Genomic DNA, 26542 nt, shown 5'->3' with positions numbered 1-26542 from the left:
GCGGGCGTGCCCGCGAATGGCCCTGAATTTTCTACACCCCTTCGAGAAACCCCACCACCACGCTCTTGATGATAAAGGCCAACACCCCCAGCCCCAGCACGAAGAACAGGATCAGCGTCCCGAACCGCCCGGCCTTGGACTTTTTCGCCAGGTCCCAGACGATGAAACCCATGAAACCGATCAACACGGTGACCAGGATGATCATCATCCACTCTTCGAATACGGCGGGATCCATCAGTGTTCTCCAGGCGTTTTGAGCGTCCGATTATACGCCTGCTGGCGCAAGCAATTAACGCAGGTGGGTCAAGGGCAGCTCGGTGCTGGCCAGCACCTGGTTCAGCACGAAGCTCGAACGCACGCTGGTGACGCCTTCAATGCGGGTCAGGCTGCCTAGCAGCAGTTTCTGGTAGTGGTCCATGTCGGGCACCACCACCTTCAGCTGGTAGTCGGCATCCATGCCGGTGACCAGGCTGCACTCGAGCACCTGTGGCAGGTTGCGGATGGCCGCCTCGAAGGTTTCGAAACGTTCCGGGGTGTGGCGGTCCATGCCGATCAGCACGTAGGCAGTCAGGCTCAGGCCCAGCTTCTTGCGGTCGAGCAGGGCTACCTGGCGCGAGATGTAGCCATCGTCCTCCAGTTGCTTGACCCGACGAGAGCATGGCGAAGGCGACAGGCCGATGCGTTCGGCCAGTTCCTGGTTGGAAATGCGCGCATCGCGCTGCAATTCGGCGAGGATACTCAGGTCGTAGCGGTCAAGTTTGCTCATGGGTTATGCCTTTTCTGTTCGGATTGCGGCGAATTATCAATCCAGGGTGAAAAATTGCGCAAGTGCTATTTATCCGAGCAATCTTCGCAATCATCTGCCGCAACCTGTCCGGTATCTTTATCCACAGAATCACTGCCCGGACATCAGTCCACGGCGACGCGCCCTAGGCGGGCGGTCGCGGCCAGCCATCCAACAGGATCTGCAGGCCCCCGGGCTACACACCTTCCAGAAGACGGTGTGAGGTGAGCCGGCGCCACAAGTGCCGAGCACGGACGACAATTCCTGAAGGGAGGCCCAGCGGCCTCCCTTTTTTCATGTCCGGAATTTAATTGGCGTGCGTGACAGGCGCGGTAGACTGGCTGTGGTTGCCGTATTTTCTACCGAGAGGAACAGCATGAAGTCGCGCATCTGGCAGTTGGCAGGTGTTGGTGTGTTGGGGTTGAGCATCAGCCTCGGGGCCATGGCCGAAGGGCCGGGCGAGGGGGCGCCGGGCCGCTCGCTCAATTCGCGTGACGAAGTGCAGCAGACCCAGCCGCCACGACAGGGCTATTACCAGGATATTCCCCGCCGTCATGGCGATAACCGCCACTGGGAAGCCGGTGGCCCGGGGCAACGGCCCGGTGGTGACTGGCAAGGGCGCCCGGATGGTCATGGCAATGGCTGGGGGCCGGGGCCGCAGTATCGCCCTGGGCACACCATCGATCATTTCCCGGACCGCTACTGGAAAGTGCCCTACCGTGGCGATGACTACTTCTACTCCGGTGGTTACTGGTATCGCCCCCATGGTGGCCGTTATGTCGTGGTGAGCCCGCCCTACGGCGTGCGGGTCGACTACCTGCCGCCTTATGCGCGGGAAGTCTGGTTGGGCGGGGCGCTGTTCTTCCTGGTGGCCGATACCTATTACCAGTACCTGGCCGACAGCCGCGAGTACGTGGTGGTCAACCCGCCGGTTGTGGCGCCGGCACCTGTAGGCGGTGGGTATGACGTGGTGGCCTATCCGATGTATGGGCAAGGGCAGGAACAGCAGGACCAGGACCGTTACCAGTGCCACCGTTGGGCGGTGAGCCAGTCAGGGTTCGACCCGGCGACGGCGACTTATGCGCCGCCGGCCAATGTGGCGGACAACTACCGGCGGGCGCTGGGCGCGTGCTTCAGTGGCCGAGGCTACAGCATCAACTAAAGCGGGACATGCGGTGCATGGCACCGGCTGTGCCGGTGTTCGCGGGTAAACCCGCTCCTACAGTTACGCTCACTGATTCACACCGGATCCGCATGCACCATCACATCCGCCTGTGGATAACGCTGGCGGATCACCTTCGAGGCCTCCACGCACAAGGCATGCGCCTCATGCAGCGGCAACTGCCCCGGCATCTCCAGATGCAACTGCACGAACCACTGGTTGCCCGACACCCGTGTACGCAGGTCGTGTACGCCTTTGACCCCGGGAATGGCCAGCACCAGCGCAGCCATGGCCTCGCCGACATCGCCGGGCAGTTCCTGATCCATCAGGATGGCCGTGCTTTCCCGAGCGATCTGCAGCGCGCTCCAAAGGATATAGACAGCGATGCCCAGGCCGAACAGCGCATCCAGTTGCGGCCAGCCAAAGCGTGCCAGCAGCAGGGCCAGCAGGATGCTTCCGTTGAGCAGCAGGTCCGAGCGGTAGTGCAGGGAGTCGGCCCGCACCGCCGTGGAGCCGGTCAGGCGGATGACCTTGTGTTGCAGTGCCAGCAGGGCAAGGGTCAGCACCAGCGACAGCAGCATTACCGCGATACCGACGGCGGTATCGCCCAAGGGTTGCGGGGTGTGCAGGCGTTCAACCGCCTGCACTCCGATCAGCACCGCACTGACCCCGATGAACAGCGCCTGCGCCATACCGGCCAGGGCTTCGGCCTTGCCATGGCCGAATCGGTGGTCGTCGTCGGCCGGGCGCAGGGCATAGTGCACGGCGAGCAGGTTGAGGAACGAGGCAACGGCATCCAGTGCCGAGTCGGTCAGCCCGGCCAGCAGGCTGACCGAGCCGCTCAGCCACCAGGCCAGCGCCTTGCTCAGGACCAGGATACTGGCCACCGCCAGCGATGCGCGCGTGGCTAGACGTAACAGGCGCTGGTGTTCAGCCGGGGTGGTCATCATCCGTGGGCAGTGTCCTTGTGCTTCAGGCCGCCGGCACCAGGCCCAGGCTGGCCAACTGCTCGATGCTGCCGCGATGCTGGATCAGCCGTGGGTCGTTCAGCGGCAGGCGCTGGCCCAGTTCGCTTTCCAGAATGGCCTGCAACTTCAGGTTGTCGACCTTGCCATCGGGGCTCACGGCCTCACGCAGCTTGACCGGGTCAACCTGGGCGGATCGCCCGCCTGAGTAATAGATGGCGCCCGTGGCAAAGTCGATACCGAAGGCGATCAGCCCCGGGATCACGTAGAACAGGATGCCGATGGCATCCATTGCGGCAACCACTGGGTCGATCTTGCCGCCGATCTGGCCGCGCCGTTCCGGGTAGAGAATGGTGCCGCAGGCGGTCAGTTGGGTCAGCAAGGTGACGATGAGGGCGCCACCGATGACGCGGGTTGGGATGCGCATGTAAATCTCCGAAAAGGTATCCAGCAGGGCAAGCGAAGCGCCTGCACCTGAAGCTAAGACCATGATAGAGCAGGCTGGGTTCGCCGTTATACTCGCGGGACTGTTCGAGGACCACCATGATTTCATTACCGATCGATGCTGTCTTGCCCGCCCTGCGCCAGGCCCTGGAAAACCGTGACGAAGCGGTGCTCGAAGCGCCACCTGGCGCGGGCAAGACCACCCGCGTGCCGCTGGCGCTGCTCAACGAGCCGTGGCTGGCCGGGCAGAGCATTCTCATGCTCGAGCCCCGCCGCCTGGCAGCGCGGGCTGCGGCCGAGCGCCTGGCCAGCGAGCTGGGCGAAAAGGTCGGCGAAACCGTGGGCTATCGCATCCGCCTGGACAGCAAGGTCGGGCCGAAAACCCGCATCGAGGTGGTGACCGAAGGCATCCTCACCCGCCGCCTGCAGGCCGACCCGGCGCTGGAGGGTGTGGGGCTGGTGATCTTCGACGAATTTCACGAGCGCAGCCTTGATGCCGACCTGGCCCTGGCATTGAGCCTGAACGGCCGGGAGTTGCTGCGGGACGATCCTCCACTGAAGGTTTTGCTGATGTCCGCGACCCTGGAGGGCGAGCGCCTTTCGCGGCTGCTGGATGATGCCCCGGTGGTCAGCAGCGAAGGCCGCATGCACCCCGTCGACATCCATTGGGGGCGGCCTTTCCAGCCGGGTGAGTTCATCGAGCCACGGGTAGTGGACAGCGTGTTGCAGGCACTGGCCGACCAGACCGGCAGTGTGCTGGTATTCCTGCCAGGTCAAGCCGAGATCCGTCGGGTGCACCAGAGCCTGCAGGAAGCGCTGGGCGAGCGCCCCGAGGTCCTGCTTTGCCCGTTGCATGGCGAGCTCGATCTCGACGCCCAGCGTGCGGCCATTGACCCGGCGCCCAAGGGCCTGCGCAAGGTGGTGCTGGCCACCAACATCGCCGAGACCAGCCTGACCATCGACGGCGTGCGCGTGGTGATCGACGCAGGCCTGGCCCGGGTACCGCGTTTTGACCCCGGCAGCGGCATGACTCGTCTGGACACCCAACGCATCTCTCGCGCCAGTGCCACTCAGCGCGCTGGCCGTGCCGGCCGCCTGGAGCCCGGCGTGTGCTATCGCCTGTGGTCCGAGGCCCAGCATGACCAGCTGGCCGCCCACGGCAGCGCCGAGATCATGCAGGCCGACCTGGCCGGCCTGGCCCTGCAACTGGCGCGCTGGGGTGTTACACCCGAGCAGTTGCGTTGGCTCGACCAGCCTCCCACGGCCGCCTTCGCCCAGGCCCAGGACCTGCTGGCGCGGCTCAACGCCTTCAAGCCCGGCAGCCGCGACAACCTCAGCGAACACGGCCAGGCCATGGCCGAGTTGCCGGCGCATCCGCGTATCGCGCATCTGCTGTTGCGCGGCCAGGACCTGGGCCTGGCACAGATGGCCTGCGATGTGGCTGCGCTGCTGGGCGAGCGGGATATCCAGCGCGGCGGTGGTGCCGATTTGCACAGCCGGCTGGCGCTGGTCAGTGGCGAAAGCAAAGCTGCTCGTGGCAGCCACGGCGGTGTGCAGCGTGCGCGCCAACTGGCTCGCCAGTACCGTGGCCTGCTGCGTGGCAAACCAGGCGCGCCGGTTGCGGACCCCGATCACCCGCGCTGGCTGGGCGCGCTGCTGGCGCTGGCCTACCCCGACCGCGTCGCCCAGCAGCGCCGCGAGGGCGGTGCGGAATACCGGCTGGCCAACGGCCGTGCGGCCCTGTTTGCCGAAGTCGATGCACTGATGAAGTGCCCGTGGCTGGTGATCGCCGACCTGGGCAGCCGCCAGGGCCAGCGCGAAGAGCGCATCTATCTGGCTGCCGAATTCGATCCGGCGCTGCTTGAGGGCGTGCTGGCCGAGCAGGTCGAGCGCGTCGATATCCTCGACTGGGACGAACGCGAGCAGGTGCTGCGTGCCGAACGCCAGACCAAGGTCGGCGAGCTGGTGCTGGGGCGTGAACCGTTACCCAACCTGGATGACGATGCCCGCGCCAAAGCGTTGCTTGGCCTGGTGCGGCGCAAGGGCCTGAACGTGTTTACCTGGACCCCGGAACTTCGCCAATGGCAAGCACGGGTGGCGCTGTTACGTCAGCTTGATCTGGACAAAGAGGGGCAAAGCGAATGGCCTGACCTGGGGGACGAAGCGCTGCTGGCGACCCTGGAAGACTGGCTGCAGCCATACTTGGGCAAGGTCTCGCGGCTGAGCCATTTCGCTGCCCTGGATGTGTCCTCGATCTTGCGCAATCTGCTGCCTTGGCCATTGCCACAGCGCCTGGACGAATGGGCACCGGCGCATCTGGCGGTGCCCTCCGGCTCGAACATTCGCCTGGACTACAGTGAAAACCCACCGATTCTCGCCGTGCGTCTGCAGGAACTCTTCGGCCTCGCCGATACTCCGCGCATTGCCCAAGGCCGTCAGCAGGTGAAGTTGCATTTGTTGTCACCGGCACGGCGGCCGGTACAAGTGACCCAGGATCTGGCCAACTTCTGGCGCACGACGTATGCCGAGGTGAAGAAGGATTTGAAAGGGCGTTATCCCAAGCACTATTGGCCGGATGACCCCTTGGTGGCTGATGCGACCGCGCGGGCGAAGCCGCGCGGCACTTGAATGTGACGCAGAGCGGTAGCCAGATCGGTTGCCTTGTTCAGAGGGATCGAGATCTGGCTATCCTCATGAATCATGTAATTCGGCCAAAAAAAAATTTGTGAAGGCTAAGAAGCACCAATAGATGTGCCTTCATCGAAGTGCTACCTATGAACTAATATTTCGTCAGCTTGAAGGTGACGATCTGACCTTTCTTGACGTTCAGCGGGGCTAACGTTTCTCGGTCGTCGTCTCGTTTGTAGTCAATGGCGCCCACGCTCTGCCCGCTTTGGTCACGCAGATGACAGATGAGAGATCCATGGAGCAGGTGCAGTGGCTCGATCACCCAGTAATCGGTGACTTCGGCATACTTGTAGAAGCCGAGGTAGCCATTACGGCTGACACCCAACTTCTTGTCCGGTTGTTCCCAAAGGTTGATGTGATAATGCAGGCGATCTTCGGTTTTGGAGATATAGTGGAACTCCAACAGTGGCGGCAGCGTGCGTCCGCCCAATATTAACCAGTCATTCCCAGGGGAGAAATCAAAGAAACTATCATCGGTTTTGTCGCCACTACGACTAAGCCGAGTATTGGCATAACCATCGTCGAGGCGCATTAAAAGCCGGCCTCGAAACGATTCGGCATATTGAGTGCTGATTGTTTGCTCCATGACGTTTTCCTCTAATGGCATTGAAGGTGTGTTTACACTAATGCCACCGTCGGGCGTGCGAGCAGAATGAAGATTTTCCCAGATGCCTCAAGCCCCGACTTCACCTTCCAGCAGCATGAACAGGCGATACAGCACCACGGTACTGAACAGCTGCAGGAAGCCGCTCAGGCTGTCCATGGCCAGTTGGGCACCCGCTGAGGGTTCGGGAAAAGCCATCAGCAATAGCCCGTCGATCAGCCAGATCGGTGCCAGCACCCCCAGCACGCAGATCATGATGCGCATGAAGTGGCCGGTGGTCATGCGTGCGCTCTCGCGCATCGACTGCACCACCGGCAGGCCGCGCAGTACCAGCAGGTACTCGGCGAACACCAGGTTGATCATGATCCACACGCCCGGAAAGATGAACAGCGCCAGGCCGGCCATGATCAGCAGCGAGCTGATCAGGATCAGCAGGGCCAGCTGTGGCCACAGTTGCAGGGCGCGGGCGAACAGGTCGCGCTTGGCGATTTCCTGGCCGTTGCTGCGGGTGTCGAGGTACAGGATAAGCGCGGCGCTGTACAGCGGGTAGAACAGCAGGCTGACCAGCATGCCGTAGACCGGCGATGCCTGGTCGCCCATCTGCCGGTACAGCAGCTGGGTGAGCAAGGCTTCCAGCACTACCAGCGGCAGGCACAGTTGGAGGATGTTCGGCAGGTGGCGGCGGAAGAAGTACAGGGAGTCGCGCAGGACGCTCAGCGGATTCATCAGTTTACATCGCATGGCAGTAAAAACAGGGGCCTAACTTTAGCCCAAAGCAGGCCTGGGGCTGTCATTTGCTGAAAAAAGTTTCACGTCGCTGGTGATTGAATCCCCCGCCTGTACGCCCCATCTTTGACGCTGTCCGTTGTCCGCTACCCCACGAGGTCGCCCCATGAATACTGAAGAACAAACCCTGATCGACGGCCTGTTCGGCCGCCTCAAGCAAGCCGAGGACCCGAGCCAGCCACGTGATGCGCAGGCCCAGGCATGTATCGAGGAACATGTGCGTCAGCAGCCGGCGGCGCCTTATTACATGGCCCAGGCGATCCTGGTGCAGGAGGCTGCGATCAAGCACCTCGACGAGCAGAACAAGCAACTGGAAGCCGAACTTAAGCAGGCCCGTGCCCAGGCCGAGGCCGCCCGTGCCGGCAGCGCGCCGAGCAATGGCGGTGGTGGTTTCCTGTCCAGCATCTTTGGTTCGTCTGGGCGCAATGCGGCCCCGGCCGTGCAACCTCAGCGTCCCGCTGCAGCCCCCGTGGCATCTGGCGGTGGCTGGCGTGAGCCATCGGCGCCTGGCTTCTCTCAGCCACAAGCGCAGCAGCCTGGCTTTGGCGCTGCGCCGGCCCGCAGTAGTGCCAGCAGCTTCCTCGGCGGCGCGATGCAGACTGCGGCCGGTGTGGCGGGTGGTGTGTTGCTGGCGCAGGGCATCAGCAGCCTGTTCAACCACAACTCGCAGCCGGAGGAGGTGGTAGAGGTGATCAAGGAAGAGCCGGCGCCGGCCAGCGACAGCGGTGGCTGGAACGACTCGGGGGCGCAGCAGCAGGTGGCTGACAACAGTGGTTGGGGCAGCGACCAGGGTGGTTATGCCGACAGCGATTATAGCAGCGATGATGGCGGGTTCTTCTCGGACGACGATTCGTACGTCTGACAGGCCTGGCATACTGCTGGCAATTTTAGGGGCGCTTTGCGCCCCTTTCGCGACGCAACTTGACCAGTCCGGTTTTCGAAAGGTGAAAAGCCAAGCGGGCCAAACCCAGAGGTACATGACAACGCATGGCCGTGTACCTCGGGTTTTCCAGGGGCAACCTGTCAGGGGGCAGGCGCCGCCTGGCAGCTATCGGCGCGTGATAAGAAATGTCGCAATGTCGCCATCGTTCGTATTCAGATAGACATTACTGTCCGGAGGCGTGTGATACAGCGTTTTCACGGTACGGCCCGTATGGTCGCGCAGGCGGCAGCGCAGCGTGTCAGGGCCCCATTCCAGCGGTTCGAGTTTGATCAGGTCGACCGGTGAGTTGGTTCGGTACAAACCAAGATAGCCGTTGCGGCTGATCTCGACCTTTCTGTCGCTGTCGGTGCCCGTGCCGTTGATGTAGACATAGATCCGATCCGTAGTCTCGGAGTGGTATTCGATGTTGAAGGTGATGGGGGCTGCTTTGCCGTCGGGGATCAGCCAGCCCTCCTCCAGGCCGAGCCCCGAAGCGTCGCTCAGCCGGACTGGTAAATCTATCCCCGGTGAGTTGAACCTCATTATGGCTTTGTACCTGTCTTGTGTGCCGTCCCAGTATTTCCAGACCGACTGACAATGTATGTGCGCCTTGAAAGATTTTGCTTCTGCGATCCAGTTGGTAATGCTGTTACTCATGACTGTTCTCCAATGAGGGAGTTGAGCTCTCTCCGCGTGGGTACAGTAGTAAGGCGCGGGACCGGGCCGAAGCTTGAAGTACTTCCTTGTTCATTGGCATTGCATGGGCGAGCAAGGCTGGGAGGCGACCACGTGGAATGCCGACAGCGGTTATGGCAGTGATGATGGCGGGTTCTTCTCGGACGACGATTCGTGCGTCTGACAGGTCTGGCATACTGCTGGCAATTTTGGGGGCGCTTTGCGCCCCTTTCGCGACGCAAGGCCGCTCCTACAACGGTACGCGACCCCCTGTAGGAGCGGCCTTGTGTCGCGAAAGGGCTGCAAGGCAGCCCCCAGCATTCCAGGCCGACCAAGGGGTTCCAAGGTGAAAAAGATCGCGCTGTTCGCCGATGTGCAGAACCTCTACTACACCGTGCGCCAGGCCCACGGCTGCCATTTCAACTACACCGCCCTGTGGGCCGATGTCAGCCGCGAAGGCCAGATCGTCGAGGCCGTGGCCTATGCCATCGACCGTGGCGACAGCAAGCAGCAGCAGTTCCAGCAGATCCTGCGCAATCTCGGTTTCGATGTGCGCCTCAAGCCCTTCATCCAGCGCAGCGATGGCTCGGCCAAAGGTGACTGGGATGTGGGTATTACCCTGGATGTGATCGACGCTGCCAGCCGCGTCGACCAAGTGGTACTGGCCTCCGGCGATGGCGATTTCGACCTGCTGCTGGAGCGGGTGATACAGCGCCATGGCACCGAGGCAGTGGTGTATGGTGTGCCCGGGCTTACCGCACTGTCGCTGATCCGTGCCGCCACCCGTTATGTGCCCATCGAGGGTGCGCTGTTGCTCAAACACTGAGATTTTTCATGGAACGTATCGCTGTCATCGACTTTGAAACCACCGGCATCAGCCCCGGCGCCGGCTGCCGCGCCACTGAGGTGGCGGTGGTGATGCTGGAGGGCGGGCGCATCGTCGAGCGCTACCAGAGCCTGATGAACGCGGGTGTGCCGGTACCGGCATTCGTCGCCGGGCTCACTGGCATCACCACCGCCATGCTGCGCAGTGCGCCGCCGGTGGACAAGGTGATGAACGAAGTGGCCGAGTTCGTTGGTGGCACCCCGCTGCTGGCACACAATGCCGCTTTCGACCAGAAGTTCTGGGACTACGAACTGGGCCGCATCGGCCGTAGCCGCAGCCAGGCCTTCGCCTGTTCCTTGCTGCTGTCACGGCGCCTGCTGCCAGCGGCACCGAACCACAAGCTGGGTACCCTGACCCGCTGGGCCGGGCTGCCGGATACCGGTACCGCGCACCGGGCCATGGCCGATGCCGAAATGGCCGCCAACCTGCTGCAACACCTGGCTGGCGTGCTGCGCCAGGGCCATGGTGTACAGCAACTCTCGCACGACCTGCTCTGCCGCCTGCAGAAAACCCCGGCCGCCAAGGTTCGTGAAACCCTGGCGAAGTACTGTTGACGGCTACCAGGTGATCGGCTTGGGTGTTGTGTTGTCTGGGAGATCGAGCGCCGCCCGCGCGGCGCTTCGCAGCACAAGGCTGCTCCTACATCTGTTTCGGGCCAGTAACGCCTGTACCAATGTGCGCGACCGCCTTGTTTGTCCGACACAATTTCGAGGTGGACACCAAGGGGCCGCGCCTGCGTCTCAGGAATAATTGGCCCGAAACAAATGTAGGAGCAGCCTTGTGCTGCGAAGCGCCGCGCGGGCGGCGCTCGATCTCCCAGACAACACAACTCTCAAACCGAACGCCCTAAAAGTGTGCCGCTCATTTGAGCCAATTTTGTAACTTATCTTTACCCAGGCACGCCCTTAAACTGAATCACCCGTAAACGGATTTCGAGTGTTTCCCATGCCTGCCTCCCGTCACTTCCCGTTGTTGCTCATTGGCGCTTTCCTGGCCTTGTACCTGGTCTGGGGCTCCACCTACCTGTTCATTCGCATAGGCGTCGAGAGCTGGCCACCGATGCTCATGGCCGGGGTGCGCTTCCTGATTGCCGGGGGCCTGCTGTATGGCTTCTTGCGCTGGCGCGGTGTGCCGGCACCGACCTGGCCGCAGTGGCGGGCTGCGGGGGCGATCGGTTTCCTGCTGCTCAGCTGTGGCAACGGTGGCGTGACCGTGGCCGAGCATGCTGGTGTGGCCTCGGGCGTCGCTGCGCTGGCGGTGGCGACGGTGCCGCTGTTCACGCTGCTGTTCGGCCTGCTGTTCGGGCACCGCAATTCGAAGCTGGAGTGGGCGGGGATCGCCCTCGGGTTGGTGGGGATCGGCCTGCTGAACCTGGGCTCCAACCTTCAGGCAAGCCCGATTGGCGCGGCGCTAATCATCTTTGCGGCGGCGTCGTGGGCGTTCGGCTCGGTGTGGAGCAAGACCTTGCCGCTGCCCCAGGGGCCCATGGCCAGCGCCGCGGAAATGCTCGTTGGTGGCGCTGTGTTGCTGCTCGGCAGCGCGCTGTCTGGCGAGCGCATGACGCAGATGCCGACCGCTGCCGGCTGGGGGGCACTGGCCTACCTGGTGTTCTTCGGTTCGATCCTGGCGTTCAGTGCCTACATGTACTTGCTCAAGCACGTGCGCCCCGCAGCTGCCACCAGCTATGCCTACGTCAACCCGGCGGTGGCCGTGCTGCTGGGCATCGTCTTTGCCGGTGAGCAGATTGGTGCCGAAGAATGTGTGGCCATGGCGGTGATCATCGGCGCGGTGGTGCTGATCGGCCTGCCGCAGTGGCGCAAGGCACCTGAGCCGGCGCAGCCGTTGAAAGGCGAAATCTGCAAGTAGGCAGGGGTGATGCGGTAAACTTGCCGCCTTCGCTGAACCCCCTGACGGTATTGCCATGAATTTCGCCAAACTCGGCCTGATCGAACCGCTGCTGCGCACCCTGCAGCAACTGGACTACACCACCCCGACCCCGGTGCAGGCCAAGGCCATCCCCGCCGTGCTGGCCGGCCGCGACCTGATGGCCGCGGCCCAGACCGGCACCGGCAAGACCGCGGGCTTTGCCCTGCCTGTGCTGCAGCGCCTGGCGCTGGAAGGCGAAAAGGTGGCCAGCAACTCGATCCGCGCGCTGGTGCTGGTGCCCACTCGTGAGCTGGCCGAGCAGGTGCACAACAACGTGCGCGAGTACGCCGAGAACCTGCCGCTGAGCACCTACGCGGTGTATGGCGGGGTCAGCATCAACCCGCAGATGATGCGCCTGCGCCGTGGCGTCGACCTGCTGGTGGCCACCCCGGGGCGCTTGCTCGACCTGTTCCGGCAGAACGCCGTGAAGTTCAACCAGGTGCAGACCCTGGTGCTGGACGAAGCCGACCGCATGCTCGACCTGGGCTTTGCCGAAGAGCTGCAGTCGGTGTACGCCGCGCTGCCACGCAAGCGCCAGACGTTGCTGTTCTCCGCCACTTTTTCCGATCAGATCCGCATGCTGGCTGGGCTGGCCCTGAACGACCCGCTGAGCATCGAAGTCAGCCCGCGCAATGCCACGGCCACCAGCGTCAAGCAGTGGCTGGTGCCTGTGGATAAAAAACGCAAGGTCGACCTGTTCTGCCACCTGCTGCGCAAGCAGCGCTGGAAGCAGGTGCTGGTGTTCGCCAAGACCCGTAATGGCGTCGATCAACTGGTGGAGCGCTTGCTGGCCGAGGGTGTGAATGCCGACGGTATCCACGGTGACCGCCCGCAGGCCACTCGCCAGCGCGCGCTGGACAGCTTCAAGGCCCGCGAAATCCAGGTGCTTGTGGCGACCGATGTGGCGGCCCGCGGCCTGGATATCGATGACTTGCCGCTGGTGGTCAACCTTGACCTGCCGATCGTTGCCGAGGATTACGTGCACCGCATCGGGCGTACCGGGCGGGCGGGCAACAAGGGCGAGGCTATCTCGCTGGTGTGTGCCGATGAAGTGCAGCTGCTGGCGGCGATCGAAGTGCTGACGCGGCAGACCCTGCCGCGTCATGAAGAGCCGGACTTCATCCCTGACCACCGGGTGCCGATGACCGACGCCAGTGGCCAGGTGATCAAGAAGCCGAAGAAGCCCAAGAAGCCGAAGGAAAACAGCGCCAAGCGCGGGTTGGGGCGCTGGATGGACAGCGCTGAATCAGGCAGTGCGGAGCCGGCGGTGAAGGCAGTGCGCAAGGTGCCGAGCTTCAATGGTGGGGCGCGCAAGCGTAAGCCGTAGATTTGCAGTGTACGCGGACTCTGTGGGAGCGGGTTTACCCGCGAAGAATGCGACTCGGTGCATGGCACGGGCTTCGCCCGTGTTCGCGGGTAAACCCGCTCCCACAGGGGACAGTGTCAACCTTTGGATTTAAGCCAATCCGCCGCCGCCCGCCCGGCGCGCAAGCCGCTGGCAAAGCACGCTGTCAGCAGATACCCCCCAGTCGGCGCCTCCCAGTCCAGCATCTCGCCGGCACAGAACACCCCCGGCATGCCCTTGACCATCAAGCCTTCATCCAGCCCCTCGAAACGCACCCCGCCCGCGCTGCTGATCGCTTCATCCAGCGGCCGCGTGCCTACCAGTGTTATCGGCAAGGCCTTGATCGCTTTCGCCAAGGCCCCAGGGTCGGCAAAGGTCGCCTGATCGGTCAGCTCGCGCAGCAGCGCAGCCTTGACCCCATCGATACCCAGCTGGCTGTGCAGGTGCTTGGCCATGGAGCGCGAACCCCGTGGTTTGGCCAGCGCCTGGGCAATCTTGTCCACAGGCTTGTCCGGCAACAGGTCGAGCAGCAACACCCCGTGGCCCTCACGGTTGATGGCCTCGCGCACCGGCGCTGACCATGCATACACCAGGCTGCCTTCCACACCCTGCGCGGTGAGGATGAACTCGCCCTTGCGCGGCACGCTGCCAGGAACGCTAAGGGCAATATTCTTCAACGGCGCACCGGCGAACTTGTCCTTGAGCAGCGCGCTCCAGCCTGCCACTTCAAAACCGCAGTTGCTGGGCTGCAAGGGCGAGATATCCACAGCCCGTTCGGCCAGCAGCGGCTGCCAGCTGCCGTCCGAGCCCAGTCGCGCCCAGCTGCCACCACCCAGCGCCAGGACCACCACGGCGGCCTTCACCAAGCGCTCGCCTTGTGGATAAGCAATCCGCAATGCACCTTCGGCATTCCAGCCCAGCCAGCGGTGACGGGTGTGGATAACTACTCCGCTGTCGCGCAGGCGCTTGAGCCAGGCGCGCAGCAGTGGCGCGGCTTTCATGTCGGTGGGGAACACCCGGCCCGAGGTGCCGACGAAGGTTTCGATGCCCAGGCCGTGAATCCACTGGCGCAAGGCGTCGGCATCGAAGTCGTGCAGCAGCGCGGCGATTTCGCCCTGGCGCTCGGCATACCGGCTGACGAACGCCGGGTAGGGCTCGGAATGGGTGATGTTCATGCCACCGACACCCGCCAGCAGGAACTTGCGACCCACCGAAGGCATGGCATCGAACACCTCGACCGCCAGGCCCGCCTGGGCCAGTGCTTCGGCGGCCATCAGGCCGGCTGGGCCGCCGCCGATGACGACTGCGGGGGGAGGGGAGGCGGGGCTCAGATCAGGCATGGTGGGCAGCAGGCTGTGGAAAAGAGGCGCATTCTAGCGCAGCGCGGCCTGTGGAAGCACTGCTCAAAAAATGATCAGAGCTTTGCAGGCCTTGCCTGTAAAGGGCTGCAGCGCCTTTCCCGCAGGTTATCCACAAGCGGTTCCACAGTCATTGTGAACAACCGATTACGCGTGCCGCACTGTGATGAAGGATGCCATGGCGCCTGGCCAGGGCAGCGCGGTCCTTGCTGTAGCCACCGCCGATCACGCCCACCACCGGGATGTCGCGGCCCAGGCAGTGGCGCAGCACCGCTTCGTCACGGGCGGCAACGCCTGCATCGGTCAGTTGCAGATAGCCCAGGGCGTCGTCCTTGTGCACATCGACCCCGGCGTCGTACAGCACCAGGTCGGGTCGATAGAGTGGCAGCAGGTAGTTGAGGGCGTCGTCCACCACCTTCAGGTAGGCCATGTCGCCCATGCCGCGGGGCAGGGGGATGTCCCAATCGCTTTGCGCCTTGCGCGCCGGGAAGTTCTGTTCGCAGTGCAGCGACACGGTGATGGCGTCTGGTGTGTCGTGCAGGATGCGCGCGGTGCCGTCACCCTGATGCACATCGCAGTCGAAGATCAGCACCCGGTGTACCCGGCCAGCCTCCAGCAGGTAGCGGCTGATCACGGCCAGGTCGTTGAAGATGCAGAAGCCGGCAGGATGGTCGTAATGGGCGTGGTGGGTGCCGCCGGCAAGGTGGCAGGCGATGCCGTGCTGCAGCGCCATCTCGGCGCTCAGCAGCGAGCCGCCTACGGCGCGCACGGTACGCCGGGCCAGGGCCTCGCTCCAGGGCAGGCCGAGGCGGCGCTGGTCCTCGCGTGACAGGTCACCGTTCATGTAGCGCTCGATGTAGCTGCGGTCGTGGGCCAGGGCGAGGATGTCGTTGGGGCAGATGTCCGGGCGCAGCAGGGCTTGGTCGGTGGTCAGCCCGCTGTCGATCAAGTGGTCGTGCAGCAGGCGGAACTTGTCCATGGGGAAGCGGTGTTCGGCAGGGAACTCCGGGCTGTAGTCTTCGTGGTAGATCAGCGGCAACGGCATGGGTGGGGTCGCAATCGGGGCCAGTGCTGATCTTGCCATGAGCTTGCTGGCCGATCACGTGTAGGAGCAGCCTTGTGCTGCGAAAGGGCCGGCATGCAGGACAATGTTCTGTGGCGGCTATGGCCTCTTCGCAGCACAAGGCTGCTCCTACACGGAGTAGCGACAACCTGGACGATTGGCGTGTTATTTCGTGGTACTGGCCAGCACCCGCTGCCAGTCCGGCTCGTTCAGGCGGCCGAGGATGCGCGTCTTGCCATTGCCATCCACCGAAACGAACAGCGCACTGGCATAGCCGCTCTCACGCTCGCCCCCCGCAACTTTCTGCTGGCGGGCAAAATGGTCGATGCAGCCGTTGTGGGTCACCAGCACCAGGTTATGCCCCGGTCGTTTGTGTGCCAGCGCTTCGCTGGCGAACTGGCTGTCACAGCTTTCCAGCCAGTCCTCACTGGCCACCGCCTGGCCAAGGATGAAATGCGCGGTTTGCCGTGTGCGCAGTTTCGGGCTGCTGAGCATATCGGCGTTGTTAAGGCCCAGCTGGTGCATCCCTTGGCCAACACGCCCGGCAGCCTGGCTGCCGGCCACGGTTATGCCGGTGGGGTCGTCCAGGCACGGGCCGGGGGCGCTGTCGCAGCGCTCGGCGTGGCGGATCATCACGATCACCGCACCGTCGGCCCAGTCCTGCAGCAGGCCGCTGTCACTCAATTGCCGTTCGTTGCCAAGGTCCACGATATGCGTCCTCGTCGCCAGCCAGGTGCTCAACGCCGCCACGACCATGCACAGGCCAAGGGCGGCGCCGAGGGCTTTGCGGGTCAGGCGTCGCTTGCGCCGGGCGTGGATGGCAGGGTGTCCAAGGGTGTTGCTCGATAGCATGCGTTGCTCCGTTGGCATGGTCGCGGCTGGCGCGGCGGTGTTGGCTGGCATCCTGTCAACTGGCCTGTCGGGCGGCGGTGAAGGGCGTGTGAAAATTGCATTCGGGCGCGCCGGTTGGGTGAAACCTGTACCCGCGCCTACGCTATAAACTGCAAGACGGTAAAACCGGAGCACGCCCGATGACCCCTATCCTGCAACTGGAAAGCGCGCGGCTGGTACTGCGCCAATGGCACGACGACGACCTGCGCGAGTTCGCCGCCCTGTGTGCCGACCCGCAGGTGATGCGCTACTTCCCGGCGCCGCTGACACGCCTGGAGGCAGCCGCGCTGATCGGCCGCGTGCGTGGGCATTTCAATGAGTACGGCTTTGGTCTGTGGGCTCTGGAGCGCAAGGACAGTGGTGCCTTCATCGGCATGACCGGGTTGTTGCACGTGGGCTTCGATGCCGATTTTGCGCCGGCGGTGGAGATCGGCTGGCGCCTGGCACGCCGCCACTGGGGCCTGGGTTTCGCCAGCGAGGCGGCGTGGACATGCCTGCGCTGTGCTTTCGCCCAATTGCGCCTGGAGGAAGTGGTGTCGTTCACTAGCGAGAGCAACCTGCCCTCGCAGAAGGTCATGCAGGCCATCGGTATGCAGCAGGACCTGAATGGCAGTTTCGAACACCCCCGCCTGCCCGTGGGCCATCCGCTGCGCCCGCATGTGCTGTACCGCATCGACCGCGCTCACTGGGAGCGTACCCTGCGCGCCTGAATGCATGGCCATGCCCGGCGCGAATGACAAACCCTGTATCATTTCCCTAATGGAGGGCGCTTGCCGCAAGATGTTCAGCGCCTATGAGATCGAGCGCCGCCTGGGCGGCGCATCGCGAGCAAGACTCGCTCCTACGGAGAACCCCCGATGAGTCATGTGTTGGACGACCTGGTCGACCTGTTGAGCCTCGAGTCCATAGAGGAGAACCTGTTCCGTGGACGCAGCCAGGACCTGGGCTTTCGCCAGCTGTACGGCGGGCAGGTACTGGGCCAATCGTTGTCGGCGGCCAGCCAGACGGTCGAGGATGCACGCCATGTGCATTCGTTGCACGGCTACTTCCTGCGCCCTGGCGATGCCAGCCTGCCGGTGGTGTATTCGGTGGACCGCGTGCGCGATGGTGGCAGCTTCAGCACCCGGCGGGTGACGGCTATTCAGAAGGGCCAGCCAATCTTCACCTGCAGCGCCTCGTTCCAGTACGACGAGGAAGGCTTCGAGCACCAGGCGCAGATGCCCGATGTGGTCGGCCCGGAGAACCTGCCCACTGAAGTCGAGCTGGCCCGGGCCATGGCTGACCAGTTGCCCGAGCGCATTCGCGACAAGGTGCTGTGCGCCAAGCCGATCGAGATTCGCCCGGTCACCGAGCGCGACCCATTCAACCCCCAGGCTGGCGACCCGGTGAAGTACGCCTGGTTCCGCGCCGACGGCAACCTGCCCGATATCCCCGCCCTGCACAAATACCTGCTGGCCTACGCCTCGGACTTCGGCCTGCTGACCACTTCGTTGCTGCCCCATGGCAAATCGGTGTGGCAGCGTGACATGCAGATCGCCAGCCTCGACCATTCGCTGTGGTTCCATGGCAACCTGCGTGCCGACGAGTGGCTGCTGTACGCCACCGACAGCCCCTGGGCGGGCAATGCCCGTGGCTTCTGCCGCGGCAGCATCTTCAACCAGGCCGGGCAACTGGTGGCGTCGTCGTGCCAGGAAGGCCTGATTCGCCATCGCAAGGACTGGGCATGAGCCTGGGCGAGGTGCGCAACTGGGTGTTCGACATGGACGGCACCCTGACCGTGGCCGTGCACGATTTTGCCGCCATCCGCGTAGCGCTGGATATCCCGGCCGAGCACGACATCCTCACCCACCTGGCAGCCTTGCCGGCGGACGAGGCGGCGGCCAAGCATGCCTGGCTGCTGGAGCACGAGCGTGACCTGGCGATTGCCTCCACGGCGGCCACCGGGGCGGTGGAACTGGTGCGCGAGCTGGCCCAGCGTGGTTGCCGGCTGGGCATTCTGACCCGCAATGCCCGTGAGTTGGCGCATGTGACGCTGGAGGCCATCGGCCTGGCGGACTGCTTCCCGGTGGAGCACATTCTGGGGCGTGACGAAGCAGCGCCCAAGCCAAGCCCGGATGGGCTGCTGAAGATTGCCAATGCCTGGGGTGTGACACCGGGTGAGTTGGTGATGGTGGGGGATTACCGGTTTGATTTGGACTGTGGGCGGGCTGCGGGAGCGCGCACGGTGCTGGTGAACCTGCCGGACAATCCGTGGCCGGAGCTGGTGGATTGGCATGCGGCCGATTGCCGGGCATTGAAGGTGATGCTGGGCTGAGTTTTTGTGTCGCCTGTGCGGGCCTCTTCGCGGGTAAACCCGCTCCCACAGGGACCGCGCCGAGCTCAAGTCCAGCACTCAACCTGTGGGTTCACCCGCGAAGAGGCCGGACCTGTCTATGCTGAACCCCAATCTATTCCCTGAACGGAGACCTACCCATGACCAGCAAGGCCATCTACGTAAAACCCGGCGGCGGTTACGACAAGGTCGAGGTCGGTACCAGCGAGGCTCTCGCACCCCAGGCCGATGAAATCACCGTGCGCCTGCACGCCAGCTCTCTCAACTACCACGATTTCGCCGTTGTCAGCGGCATGTGGGGCCCGAGCGAGCGGCGCATCCCTATGGCCGATGGCGCTGGCGAAGTGGTCGCGGTGGGGAGCGGCGTCACCGAGTTCCAGGTCGGCGACAATGTGGTCAGTACCTTCTTCCCCGACTGGCTCGACGGCCAGGCCAATGTGGACGGCTTCGCCAGGGTGCCCGGCGACGGTATCGATGGTTACGCCCGTGAACAGGTCACCGCTCGCGCCACCGCCTTCACCCTGGCGCCCAAGGGCTTCAGCCATGCCGAAGCTTCCACTCTGACCACGGCCGGTCTCACGGCCTGGCGCGCGCTGATGTGCGACGACCACCTCAAGCCCGGCGATACGGTGCTGGTGCAGGGCACCGGCGGTGTATCGATCTTCGCCCTGCAGTTTGCCAAGCTGGCCGGCGCGACGGTGATCGCTACCTCATCCAGCGACGCCAAGCTGGAGCGCCTGAAGGCCCTGGGTGCAGACCACCTGATCAACTACAAGAGCATCCCGGCGTGGGGTGAGAAAGTGCGCGAGCTGACCGGCAACCGCGGCGTCGATCATGTGATCGAAGTGGGTGGCCCGGCGACATTGGAGCAATCGATGATCGCCGCGCGCATTGGTGGGCATGTGTCGTTGATCGGCATCCTCACCGGCGTGGCCGGGCAATTGCCGCTGGTGCAGGCGCTGGTGCGGCAGATACGCCTGCAAGGCGTGCTGGTGGGCAGCCGCGCCCAACAGCAGGCGATGGTGCGGGCGATCGATGCCAACGGCCTGCGGCCGGTGGTGGACAAGCATTTCGAGCTGGAGCAGATCGTCGAGGCGTTCCGTTATCAGGAGAGCAACCGGCATTTCGGCAAAATCTGCCTGACCTGGTAATGGCTGGGGGCCGCGTAGCGGCCCCTAGTCCGGCAACAATCGGTCGCGGCTATTGGACAGGTGCAGGCACACCGCTGCCCGCGCCGCGTCCGGGTCCTGCCGGCGGATGGCATTGAGGATCGCCTCATGCTCAAGGTTGGCCAGGTACGCCTGCCGCGCCAGCTTCGCCCCGCTGCGTTCGGCCAGGGCCATGCGGTTGCGCGGGATCAGGCCGTTGCCTAGCTGCAACAGCATTTCAGTGAAGTACAGGTTGCCAGTGGCCTCGGCAATCAACAGGTGAAAGCGCCGGTCGGCCTCGATGCAGCTGTCGCCAGCGGCGGCCAGGTCCTGGTAGTCATCCAGCGCCTGGCGCATGCGCCTCAGATGCCCCTCGTCACGGCGTAGCGCGGCCAAGGCGGCAGCCTGGCCTTCCAGGCCGATGCGCAGCTCCAGCAGGTCGCGCACATTCGCCGCGCTTTCCGCAGCGATGCGCAGGCCGGCCTGGGCCTGGCGCTCCATCACGAACGTACCGATACCGTGGCGTGGCTCAACCAGCCCCGAGGCCTGCAATTTCGACAGGGCCTCGCGGACCACGGTGCGGCTGACCCCATGCTCGCGCACCAGGCTGTTCTCCGAGGGCAACTTGTCGCCTGGCTTGAAGGTGCCCAGCAAGATCTGTTGAGTCAAGCTGGAGACCAGGTCATGGGCACGGCTGTGGCCGCGTTTGTGGGCTTGTTCGGTGGCCATGGTGTGATCCGATTGTTGTTGTACTTGTACGACAAGTTAATCGATATAAATATTTTTTGCCGATTTTTCCTGTGGTCAAGTCAGCGAGTAGTTTGTCTATTTTTGCAAGATCGACGCATATAGGCTTTGCGGTAGCTTGTATTTTGTGATTTTACCGACGTTGCTGATCTTGTCGTACAACTGCGCTGCGCATATGCTCCTCCCCACTGCCATGTCAGACAACCTCGACCCGCACAAAAACAATTAGTGGGAGATCCGCAAGTGAACGATACCCTCGCTCCGTCTGCCCGGAATGAAGGCGACGCCCTGGCCAGCGCCGTGGCCAAGGTCAAGCGCCACGTCCTGCCGCTGTTCGTCATCATGTTCATCGTCAACTACCTGGACCGCGTCAACATCGGCTTCGTCCGCCCCCATCTGGAAAGCGACCTGGGCATCAGCGCCGCCGCCTATGGCTTTGGCGCCGGCCTGTTCTTCATCGGCTACGCGCTGTTCGAGGTGCCCTCGAACATGCTGCTGCAGAAGGTCGGCGCACGGTTGTGGCTGACCCGCATCATGTTCACCTGGGGGCTGGTGGCCACGGCCATGGCCTTCGTGCAGAACGAAACCCAGTTCTACGTGCTGCGCTTTCTGCTGGGCGTTGCCGAAGCGGGCTTCTTCCCCGGGGTGATCTACTACTTCACCCGCTGGTTGCCGGCCGCCGAGCGTGGCAAGGCGATTGCCATCTTCCTCAGCGGCTCGGCATTGGCGTCGCTGATTTCCGGGCCGCTGGCCGGCGCGCTGATGCAGATCCAGGGCCTGGGCATGCATGGCTGGCAGTGGATGCTGTTCATCGAAGGCATGGCCTCGGTGACGCTGTGCTTCTTCGTGTTCTTCTGGCTCGACTCCAGGCCGCAGGACGCCAAGTGGCTGAGCCAGGCCGAGCAGGAAGCACTGGTGGCCGCCATCGATCGCGAGCAACTTGAGCGCGAAGCGGTCGGCGTGGTCAGGCCATCGGCCTGGAGCCTGCTCAAGGACCGCCAGATCCTGCTGTTCTGCCTGATCTACTTCTGCATCCAGCTGACCATCTACGCCGCCACCTTCTGGCTGCCGAGCATCATCAAGCGCATGGGTGACCTCAGCGACCTGCAGGTCGGCTTCTTCAACTCGATCCCGTGGTTGATATCGATCCTGGCCATGTATGCCTTCGCCGCCGGCTCGGCGCGCTGGAAGTTCCAGCAGGCCTGGGTCGCAGGTGCGCTGGTGATCGCTGCCATCGGCATGTTCATGTCCACCACGGGTGGGCCGGTGTTCGCCTTTGTCGCGGTGTGCTTCGCGGCGATCGGTTTCAAGTCGGCATCGTCGCTGTTCTGGCCGATCCCGCAGGGTTATCTGGATGCCCGCATCGCCGCAGCGGTGATCGCGTTGATCAACTCGGTCGGCAACCTCGGCGGCTTCGTCGCCCCCACCACCTTCGGCCTGCTGGAGCAGCAGACCGGTTCGATCCAGGGCGGCCTGTACGGCCTGGCGGTGACTTCGGTGCTGGCGGCCATTGCCATCTTCTTCGTACGCACTCGCCCAAAGGGCGCCCCTTCCGATGACCTCAAGGCCCCTTCGGCCCTGGGTCAGAGCCATTGATGACTGCGAGACAACAACCATGAACATGCAGACCCTTCACACCAGCACCCCCGTGGTCACTGATCTGCGCGTGATCCCCGTCGCCGGGCACGACAGCATGCTGCTCAACCTCAGTGGTGCTCATGGCCCGTTCTTCACCCGTAACGTTGTGGTGCTGCGTGACAGCGCCGGCAATACCGGGTTGGGCGAGGTGCCGGGCGGCGAGAAGATCCGCCAGACACTGGACGACGCCCGCAGCCTGGTGGTCGGTCAGTCGATCGGCCATTATCAGCGCGTGCTCAATGCCATGCGCCAGACCTTCGCCAACCGTGACTCGGCTGGTCGCGGCCTGCAGACCTTCGACCTGCGCATCACCGTGCATGCGGTGACGGCCATCGAGTCGGCGCTGCTCGACCTGCTCGGCCAGCACCTGAACGTGCCGATGGCGGCACTGCTGGGCGAGGGGCAGCAGCGCGAGGCGGTGAAGATGCTCGGTTACCTGTTCTACATCGGCGACCGCCAGCAGACCAACCTTGCCTACCGCAACGAAGCCGAGGCCGAGGACGACTGGTTCCACCTGCGCCACGAAAAGGCCCTGACCCCGGACGCGGTGGTGCGCCTGGCCGAGGCCGCCAAGGCGCGCTATGGCTTCAGCGACTTCAAGCTCAAGGGCGGGGTGTTGCGCGGCGAGGAGGAGATGGAAGCGGTAACGGCGCTGGCCGAACGTTTCCCCGAAGCCCGCATCACCCTCGACCCGAATGGTGCCTGGTCATTGAAGGAGGCCATTGCCCTGTGCCGCGACAAGCACGATGTGCTGGCCTACGCCGAAGACCCATGCGGTGCCGAGAACGGCTACTCGGGCCGTGAGGTGATGGCCGAGTTCCGCCGCGCCACCGGCCTGCCCACCGCCACCAACATGATCGCTACCGACTGGCGGCAGATGGGCCATGCGATCCAGTTGCAGTCGGTGGACATTCCGCTGGCCGACCCGCACTTCTGGACCTTGCAGGGTTCGGTACGGGTGGCGCAGATGTGCAACGACTGGGGACTGACCTGGGGTTCGCATTCCAACAACCACTTCGATATCTCGCTGGCAATGTTCACCCAGGTGGCGGCTGCGGCGCCGGGGGAAATCACTGCGATCGACACCCACTGGATCTGGCAGGACGGCCAGCGCCTCACCCGCGAACCACTGCGCATCGTCGACGGGCATGTGCACGTGCCGGCGCGGCCGGGGCTTGGGGTGGAGCTGGATGAAGACCAGTTGGCCAAGGCGCATGAGTGCTACCGCAACATGGGGTTGGGCGCGCGGGATGACAGCGTGGCAATGCAGTTCCTGATTCCGGGGTGGAGCTTCGATAACAAGCGGCCTTGCCTGGTGCGTTGAGGCTGCTGGCCTCTTCGCGGGCTTGCCCGCTTCCACAGGTACACCACAGGTTTGAGGGGGTGGAGTACCTGTGGGAGCGGGCGAGCCCGCGAAAGGGCCAGTACAGCCACAACACACCCAAATGAAAAACAAAAGCTCCAGACGGCCTGGTGACGGGATCGGGTATGCCATTCGCGACTTCTGACGTTAATGGGGATGCCTGTCGTGATCGAACAGTTCCGGGGCGTTCTGGTGTAATTTCCCACAGCCCTGCGGGGCTTAAATGAAGCCCGACCTGCACTGACACGTTGCTCTGTGACGCGTGCCAAATATCAACAACAGAGCGCGAGTAACGTGTCGACTTATTGATTTCAAAGGAGATATTTTCGCCTACACCTGCCCGTCCATCCTTGTGTCAGTAAAAAGAGAACAACATCAATGAACACCGTGGGATCTGATGGCAACCTTGCACAAGGTTTCAAGCCACGTCACGTAACGATGCTGTCCATCGCCGGCATCATCGGCGCCGGACTTTTCGTCGGCTCTGGCCACGCCATCGCGGCAGCCGGGCCAGCTACCATAATTTCCTATTTCGTGGCCGGGACCTTGGTGGTACTGGTCATGCGCATGCTCGGCGAAATGGCCGTGGCACACCCGGACACCGGATCGTTTTCCACCTACGCCGAGCAGGCCATCGGCCGCTGGGCCGGCTACACCATCGGTTGGCTGTACTGGTGGTTCTGGGTACTGGTAATCCCGATCGAAGCGCTGGCCGCCGGGCATGTGCTGAACGCCTGGTTCCCGCAGGTGGACAGCTGGATATTCGCCCTGGCTTCGGTGCTGCTGCTGGCTGGTACCAACCTGTTCAGCGTGGCCAAGTACGGTGAGTTCGAGTTCTGGTTCGCCATTCTCAAAGTCACGGCCATTCTCGGTTTCATCGGCCTGGGTTTCGCCGCACTGATGGGCTGGCTGCCCAACCGCGAGGTCAGTGGCCTGAGCAGCTTGATGGCCGAGCACGGCGGCTTCGCGCCGAAGGGCTGGTCGGCCGTGGTTGGTGCGTTCATCACCGTGATGTTCAGCTTCATCGGCACCGAAGCGGTGACCATCGCCGCGTCCGAATCGAGCGACCCGTCGCGCAACATCGCCAAGGCCACTCGCTCGGTGATCTGGCGCATCAGTACCTTCTATATCCTGTCGATCTTCGTGATCATTTCGGTGGTGCCGTGGAACGACCCGCAGCTGGCGGTGGTGGGCTCCTACCAGCGTGCGCTGGAGATCATGAACATCCCCAACGCGGCCTTCATGGTCGACCTGGTGGTGCTGGTGGCAGTGACCAGCTGCATGAACTCTTCAATCTACATTGCCTCGCGGATGATGTACTCGCTGGCCAAGCGCGGTGACGCACCGGCCATGCTCAACAAGACCTCCAAGGTCGGTGTGCCACGCGCTGCGGTATTCGGCAGCACGCTGATCGGCGCGGCCATTGCCATCCTCAATTACTTCGCGCCGAAGGGTGTGTTCGAGTTCCTGCTGGCCAGCTCCGGTGCTATTGCCTTGCTGGTGTACATGGTCATCGCGATTTCGCAGCTGCGCATGCGTCGTCGCCTGGAGCGGGAAAACACCGAGCTGAAGTTCCGCATGTGGCTGTTCCCGTACCTGACCTGGGCGGTGATCCTGTTCATTGGCGGGGCACTGGCGGTCATGATGTTCACGCCTGAACACCGGGCGGAAGTGAGCTCGACATTGGGCCTGGCGATCGTGATTTCCTTCCTGGGGATCGTGACCACGCGGGGCAATGCGCAACCTGTGGGGGTGCGTTCGATGGGGTGATTGAGTTCACCTGGCGGTAGGGCAAAGGGCACCAGTGGATGGGTGCCCTTTGTTTTTTCAGCCTTTCATCATCTTGATGTATCTGATTGCCGCTGGCGCTTTCTCGAAGCGCCGGTGGATCAGGCTAAGCCACGAGCTGGCCTGGCAGTCGACAATACGGCGGTAGTTCACCTGCGGCAGGCTGATGCGCTGCACCACCGATTCCGGCACCACTGCGATGCCTTGGCCGAGTGACACCAGGGTGATCACCGCCACCAGGCTGCCCGGCTGAGGGCCGAGCCTCGGGACGAAACCACCTTGTGCTGCCACTTCCAGCGTGCCGGAGATCTGTTCGGGCAGGATGAAGGTTTCATTGGCCAGGCGCGAGGCCGGGATCTGCGGCACTTCATTTATCCGTGAGCTGGCGGGCAGGGCGAGGACGAAACCTTCCTGGTGCAAGGCGATGGCTTCGAGTTCCTCGGGCAGCTCCATCGGCGAGCGCACATAGGCAAGGTCAAGCAGGCCGTCGCGGACCATACCGGGCAGTTCGGCCATGGGCAGTTCGCGAATGTTCAGACGTACGCCGGGGCAGGTTTCGCTGTAGCGGCCGACTTGCTGCTGGAGCATGCCCGAGTACGCGGCCGAAGCCACATAGCCCAGTTCGATGCGCCCGCTTTCGCCTCGGGCGGCCCGTTGCGCGCCCAGTTGTGCAGCATCGAACTGGCGCACGGCATGTTCGGCCTCGATCAAAAGCGCCTGGCCCGCTGCGGTGAGGTTGACCTCGCGCTGGTTGCGCTCGAACAGGCGCACGCCCAGTTCGCGCTCCATGTCCTGGATCTGCCGGCTGAGCGTGGGCGGGGCGATGCCCAGCTGTTCGGCGGCACGGGTGAAATGACCGTGGCGGGCGACGCAGAGGAAGTAGCGGAAATGGCGGATTTCCATGGGTGTTACCTGCAGGGTAATGACGCGAGCCGCCGTGGCTAACAAGCCTGGGGGCTGGTGGCGTTATGGTGAGGCCAACACTACAAGGCTGGTGGCTTGGCGGCAAAGGCTGCCTGGGAATTGC

The 26542-nt window shown here is 63.5% G+C and carries 27 protein-coding genes; 15 read left to right on the top strand and 12 right to left on the bottom strand.

All coding sequences use genetic code 11. The features are described 5' to 3' along the window. Positions 1-31: 31 nt before the first annotated feature. Positions 32-235, bottom strand: coding sequence for a DUF2788 domain-containing protein (locus E5221_RS24835; protein WP_013974331.1), 204 nt, complete (start codon positions 233-235; stop codon positions 32-34). A 54-nt stretch (positions 236-289) separates the two neighbouring features. Next, positions 290-766 (bottom strand): Lrp/AsnC family transcriptional regulator, encoded by a 477-nt coding sequence (locus tag E5221_RS24830; RefSeq protein ID WP_003249795.1) that lies wholly within the window; start codon positions 764-766, stop codon positions 290-292. Positions 767-1160: 394 nt separating this feature from the next. Between E5221_RS24830 and E5221_RS24825 the strand changes: the two genes are divergently transcribed. Continuing rightward, positions 1161-1946 carry a DUF6515 family protein gene (locus E5221_RS24825; protein ID WP_061550653.1) on the top strand — a complete coding sequence of 262 codons (786 nt, stop codon included), beginning with the start codon at positions 1161-1163 and terminating at the stop codon, positions 1944-1946. Between the two features lie 77 nt (positions 1947-2023). On the opposite strand, the gene E5221_RS24820 is transcribed toward E5221_RS24825, so the two are convergent. Continuing rightward, the gene (locus E5221_RS24820) at positions 2024-2896 is read right to left on the bottom strand and encodes a cation diffusion facilitator family transporter (RefSeq protein WP_282189718.1); all 873 of its coding nucleotides are present in this window, start codon (positions 2894-2896) and stop codon (positions 2024-2026) included. A 22-nt stretch (positions 2897-2918) separates the two neighbouring features. Beyond that, complete coding sequence (locus E5221_RS24815) at positions 2919-3338, bottom strand: hypothetical protein (protein ID WP_013974328.1); 420 nt, start codon at positions 3336-3338, stop codon at positions 2919-2921. A 116-nt stretch (positions 3339-3454) separates the two neighbouring features. On the opposite strand from E5221_RS24815, the gene hrpB reads away from it, so the two are divergent. Beyond that, complete coding sequence (gene hrpB / locus E5221_RS24810; protein ID WP_247846588.1) at positions 3455-5983, top strand: ATP-dependent helicase HrpB; 2529 nt, start codon at positions 3455-3457, stop codon at positions 5981-5983. A 151-nt stretch (positions 5984-6134) separates the two neighbouring features. On the opposite strand, the gene E5221_RS24805 is transcribed toward hrpB, so the two are convergent. Then, complete coding sequence (locus E5221_RS24805) at positions 6135-6629, bottom strand: hypothetical protein (RefSeq protein ID WP_247846587.1); 495 nt, start codon at positions 6627-6629, stop codon at positions 6135-6137. An 87-nt stretch (positions 6630-6716) separates the two neighbouring features. After that, positions 6717-7373: a YciC family protein gene (locus E5221_RS24800; protein WP_247846586.1), complete on the bottom strand. Its 657-nt coding sequence runs from the start codon at positions 7371-7373 to the stop codon at positions 6717-6719. A gap of 166 nt (positions 7374-7539) precedes the next feature. Between E5221_RS24800 and E5221_RS24795 the strand changes: the two genes are divergently transcribed. Continuing rightward, positions 7540-8295 (top strand): DUF2076 domain-containing protein, encoded by a 756-nt coding sequence (locus E5221_RS24795; protein WP_247846585.1) that lies wholly within the window; start codon positions 7540-7542, stop codon positions 8293-8295. A 186-nt stretch (positions 8296-8481) separates the two neighbouring features. Here E5221_RS24795 and E5221_RS24790 read toward each other — a convergent pair whose 3' ends face one another. Continuing rightward, complete coding sequence (locus tag E5221_RS24790) at positions 8482-9012, bottom strand: hypothetical protein (protein ID WP_247846584.1); 531 nt, start codon at positions 9010-9012, stop codon at positions 8482-8484. Positions 9013-9085: 73 nt separating this feature from the next. On the opposite strand from E5221_RS24790, the gene E5221_RS28855 reads away from it, so the two are divergent. The 5 genes from E5221_RS28855 (at position 9086) to E5221_RS24770 (ending at position 13169) form a co-directional block, all read left to right on the top strand. Further along, on the top strand, positions 9086-9214 hold the full coding sequence (locus tag E5221_RS28855; protein ID WP_256207045.1) for a hypothetical protein: 129 nt from the start codon (positions 9086-9088) through the stop codon (positions 9212-9214). Between the two features lie 162 nt (positions 9215-9376). Continuing rightward, positions 9377-9856 carry an NYN domain-containing protein gene (locus tag E5221_RS24785; RefSeq protein ID WP_004576858.1) on the top strand — a complete coding sequence of 160 codons (480 nt, stop codon included), beginning with the start codon at positions 9377-9379 and terminating at the stop codon, positions 9854-9856. 8 nt (positions 9857-9864) lie between these two features. Next, positions 9865-10470, top strand: a complete 606-nt coding sequence (locus E5221_RS24780) for a 3'-5' exonuclease (RefSeq protein ID WP_247846583.1) — start codon at positions 9865-9867, stop codon at positions 10468-10470. 391 nt (positions 10471-10861) lie between these two features. Further along, entirely contained in the window at positions 10862-11782 is a 921-nt protein-coding gene (gene yedA / locus E5221_RS24775) for a drug/metabolite exporter YedA (protein ID WP_247846582.1), read from the top strand. A 55-nt stretch (positions 11783-11837) separates the two neighbouring features. Continuing rightward, complete coding sequence (locus E5221_RS24770) at positions 11838-13169, top strand: DEAD/DEAH box helicase (RefSeq protein WP_013974320.1); 1332 nt, start codon at positions 11838-11840, stop codon at positions 13167-13169. 116 nt (positions 13170-13285) lie between these two features. Here the strand turns inward: E5221_RS24770 and E5221_RS24765 are convergent, their stop codons facing one another. From E5221_RS24765 to E5221_RS24755, 3 genes are all read right to left on the bottom strand, one after another. Further along, positions 13286-14527 (bottom strand): TIGR03862 family flavoprotein, encoded by a 1242-nt coding sequence (locus E5221_RS24765; RefSeq protein ID WP_247846581.1) that lies wholly within the window; start codon positions 14525-14527, stop codon positions 13286-13288. Between the two features lie 148 nt (positions 14528-14675). Then, a complete protein-coding gene (locus E5221_RS24760) occupies positions 14676-15590 on the bottom strand; it encodes a histone deacetylase (protein ID WP_015271914.1) in 915 nt (304 codons plus the stop codon). Between the two features lie 183 nt (positions 15591-15773). Further along, the gene (locus E5221_RS24755) at positions 15774-16460 is read right to left on the bottom strand and encodes a histidine phosphatase family protein (protein WP_247847764.1); all 687 of its coding nucleotides are present in this window, start codon (positions 16458-16460) and stop codon (positions 15774-15776) included. Positions 16461-16639: 179 nt separating this feature from the next. Between E5221_RS24755 and E5221_RS24750 the strand changes: the two genes are divergently transcribed. From E5221_RS24750 to E5221_RS24735, 4 genes are all read left to right on the top strand, one after another. Then, the gene (locus E5221_RS24750; RefSeq protein WP_013974316.1) at positions 16640-17209 is read left to right on the top strand and encodes a GNAT family N-acetyltransferase; all 570 of its coding nucleotides are present in this window, start codon (positions 16640-16642) and stop codon (positions 17207-17209) included. Between the two features lie 147 nt (positions 17210-17356). Next, on the top strand, positions 17357-18226 hold the full coding sequence (gene tesB, locus E5221_RS24745; protein ID WP_015271912.1) for an acyl-CoA thioesterase II: 870 nt from the start codon (positions 17357-17359) through the stop codon (positions 18224-18226). After that, positions 18223-18813, top strand: a complete 591-nt coding sequence (locus E5221_RS24740) for an HAD family hydrolase (protein WP_013974314.1) — start codon at positions 18223-18225, stop codon at positions 18811-18813. Before tesB ends, E5221_RS24740 begins: the two co-directional genes overlap by 4 nt. Positions 18814-18971: 158 nt before the next feature. Further along, a complete protein-coding gene (locus E5221_RS24735; RefSeq protein WP_247846580.1) occupies positions 18972-19982 on the top strand; it encodes an NAD(P)-dependent alcohol dehydrogenase in 1011 nt (336 codons plus the stop codon). A 24-nt stretch (positions 19983-20006) separates the two neighbouring features. Here the strand turns inward: E5221_RS24735 and E5221_RS24730 are convergent, their stop codons facing one another. Next, entirely contained in the window at positions 20007-20708 is a 702-nt protein-coding gene (locus E5221_RS24730; protein ID WP_061551844.1) for a FadR/GntR family transcriptional regulator, read from the bottom strand. Between the two features lie 261 nt (positions 20709-20969). Between E5221_RS24730 and E5221_RS24725 the strand changes: the two genes are divergently transcribed. The 3 genes from E5221_RS24725 (at position 20970) to gabP (ending at position 25497) form a co-directional block, all read left to right on the top strand. Continuing rightward, a complete protein-coding gene (locus E5221_RS24725; protein WP_247846579.1) occupies positions 20970-22322 on the top strand; it encodes an MFS transporter in 1353 nt (450 codons plus the stop codon). Positions 22323-22341: 19 nt separating this feature from the next. Then, positions 22342-23688 (top strand): glucarate dehydratase, encoded by a 1347-nt coding sequence (gudD, locus tag E5221_RS24720; protein WP_247846578.1) that lies wholly within the window; start codon positions 22342-22344, stop codon positions 23686-23688. 417 nt (positions 23689-24105) lie between these two features. Further along, entirely contained in the window at positions 24106-25497 is a 1392-nt protein-coding gene (gene gabP / locus E5221_RS24715) for a GABA permease (RefSeq protein ID WP_003258117.1), read from the top strand. Between the two features lie 57 nt (positions 25498-25554). On the opposite strand, the gene E5221_RS24710 is transcribed toward gabP, so the two are convergent. Beyond that, positions 25555-26418: a LysR family transcriptional regulator gene (locus tag E5221_RS24710; protein WP_061551847.1), complete on the bottom strand. Its 864-nt coding sequence runs from the start codon at positions 26416-26418 to the stop codon at positions 25555-25557. Between the last annotated feature and the right edge of the window lie 124 nt (positions 26419-26542).

The organism is Pseudomonas sp. A2 (genome assembly GCF_023100865.1).
GTDB lineage: Bacteria > Pseudomonadota > Gammaproteobacteria > Pseudomonadales > Pseudomonadaceae > Aquipseudomonas > Aquipseudomonas asiatica.
This window is presented reverse-complemented; position numbering and strand designations above follow the sequence as displayed.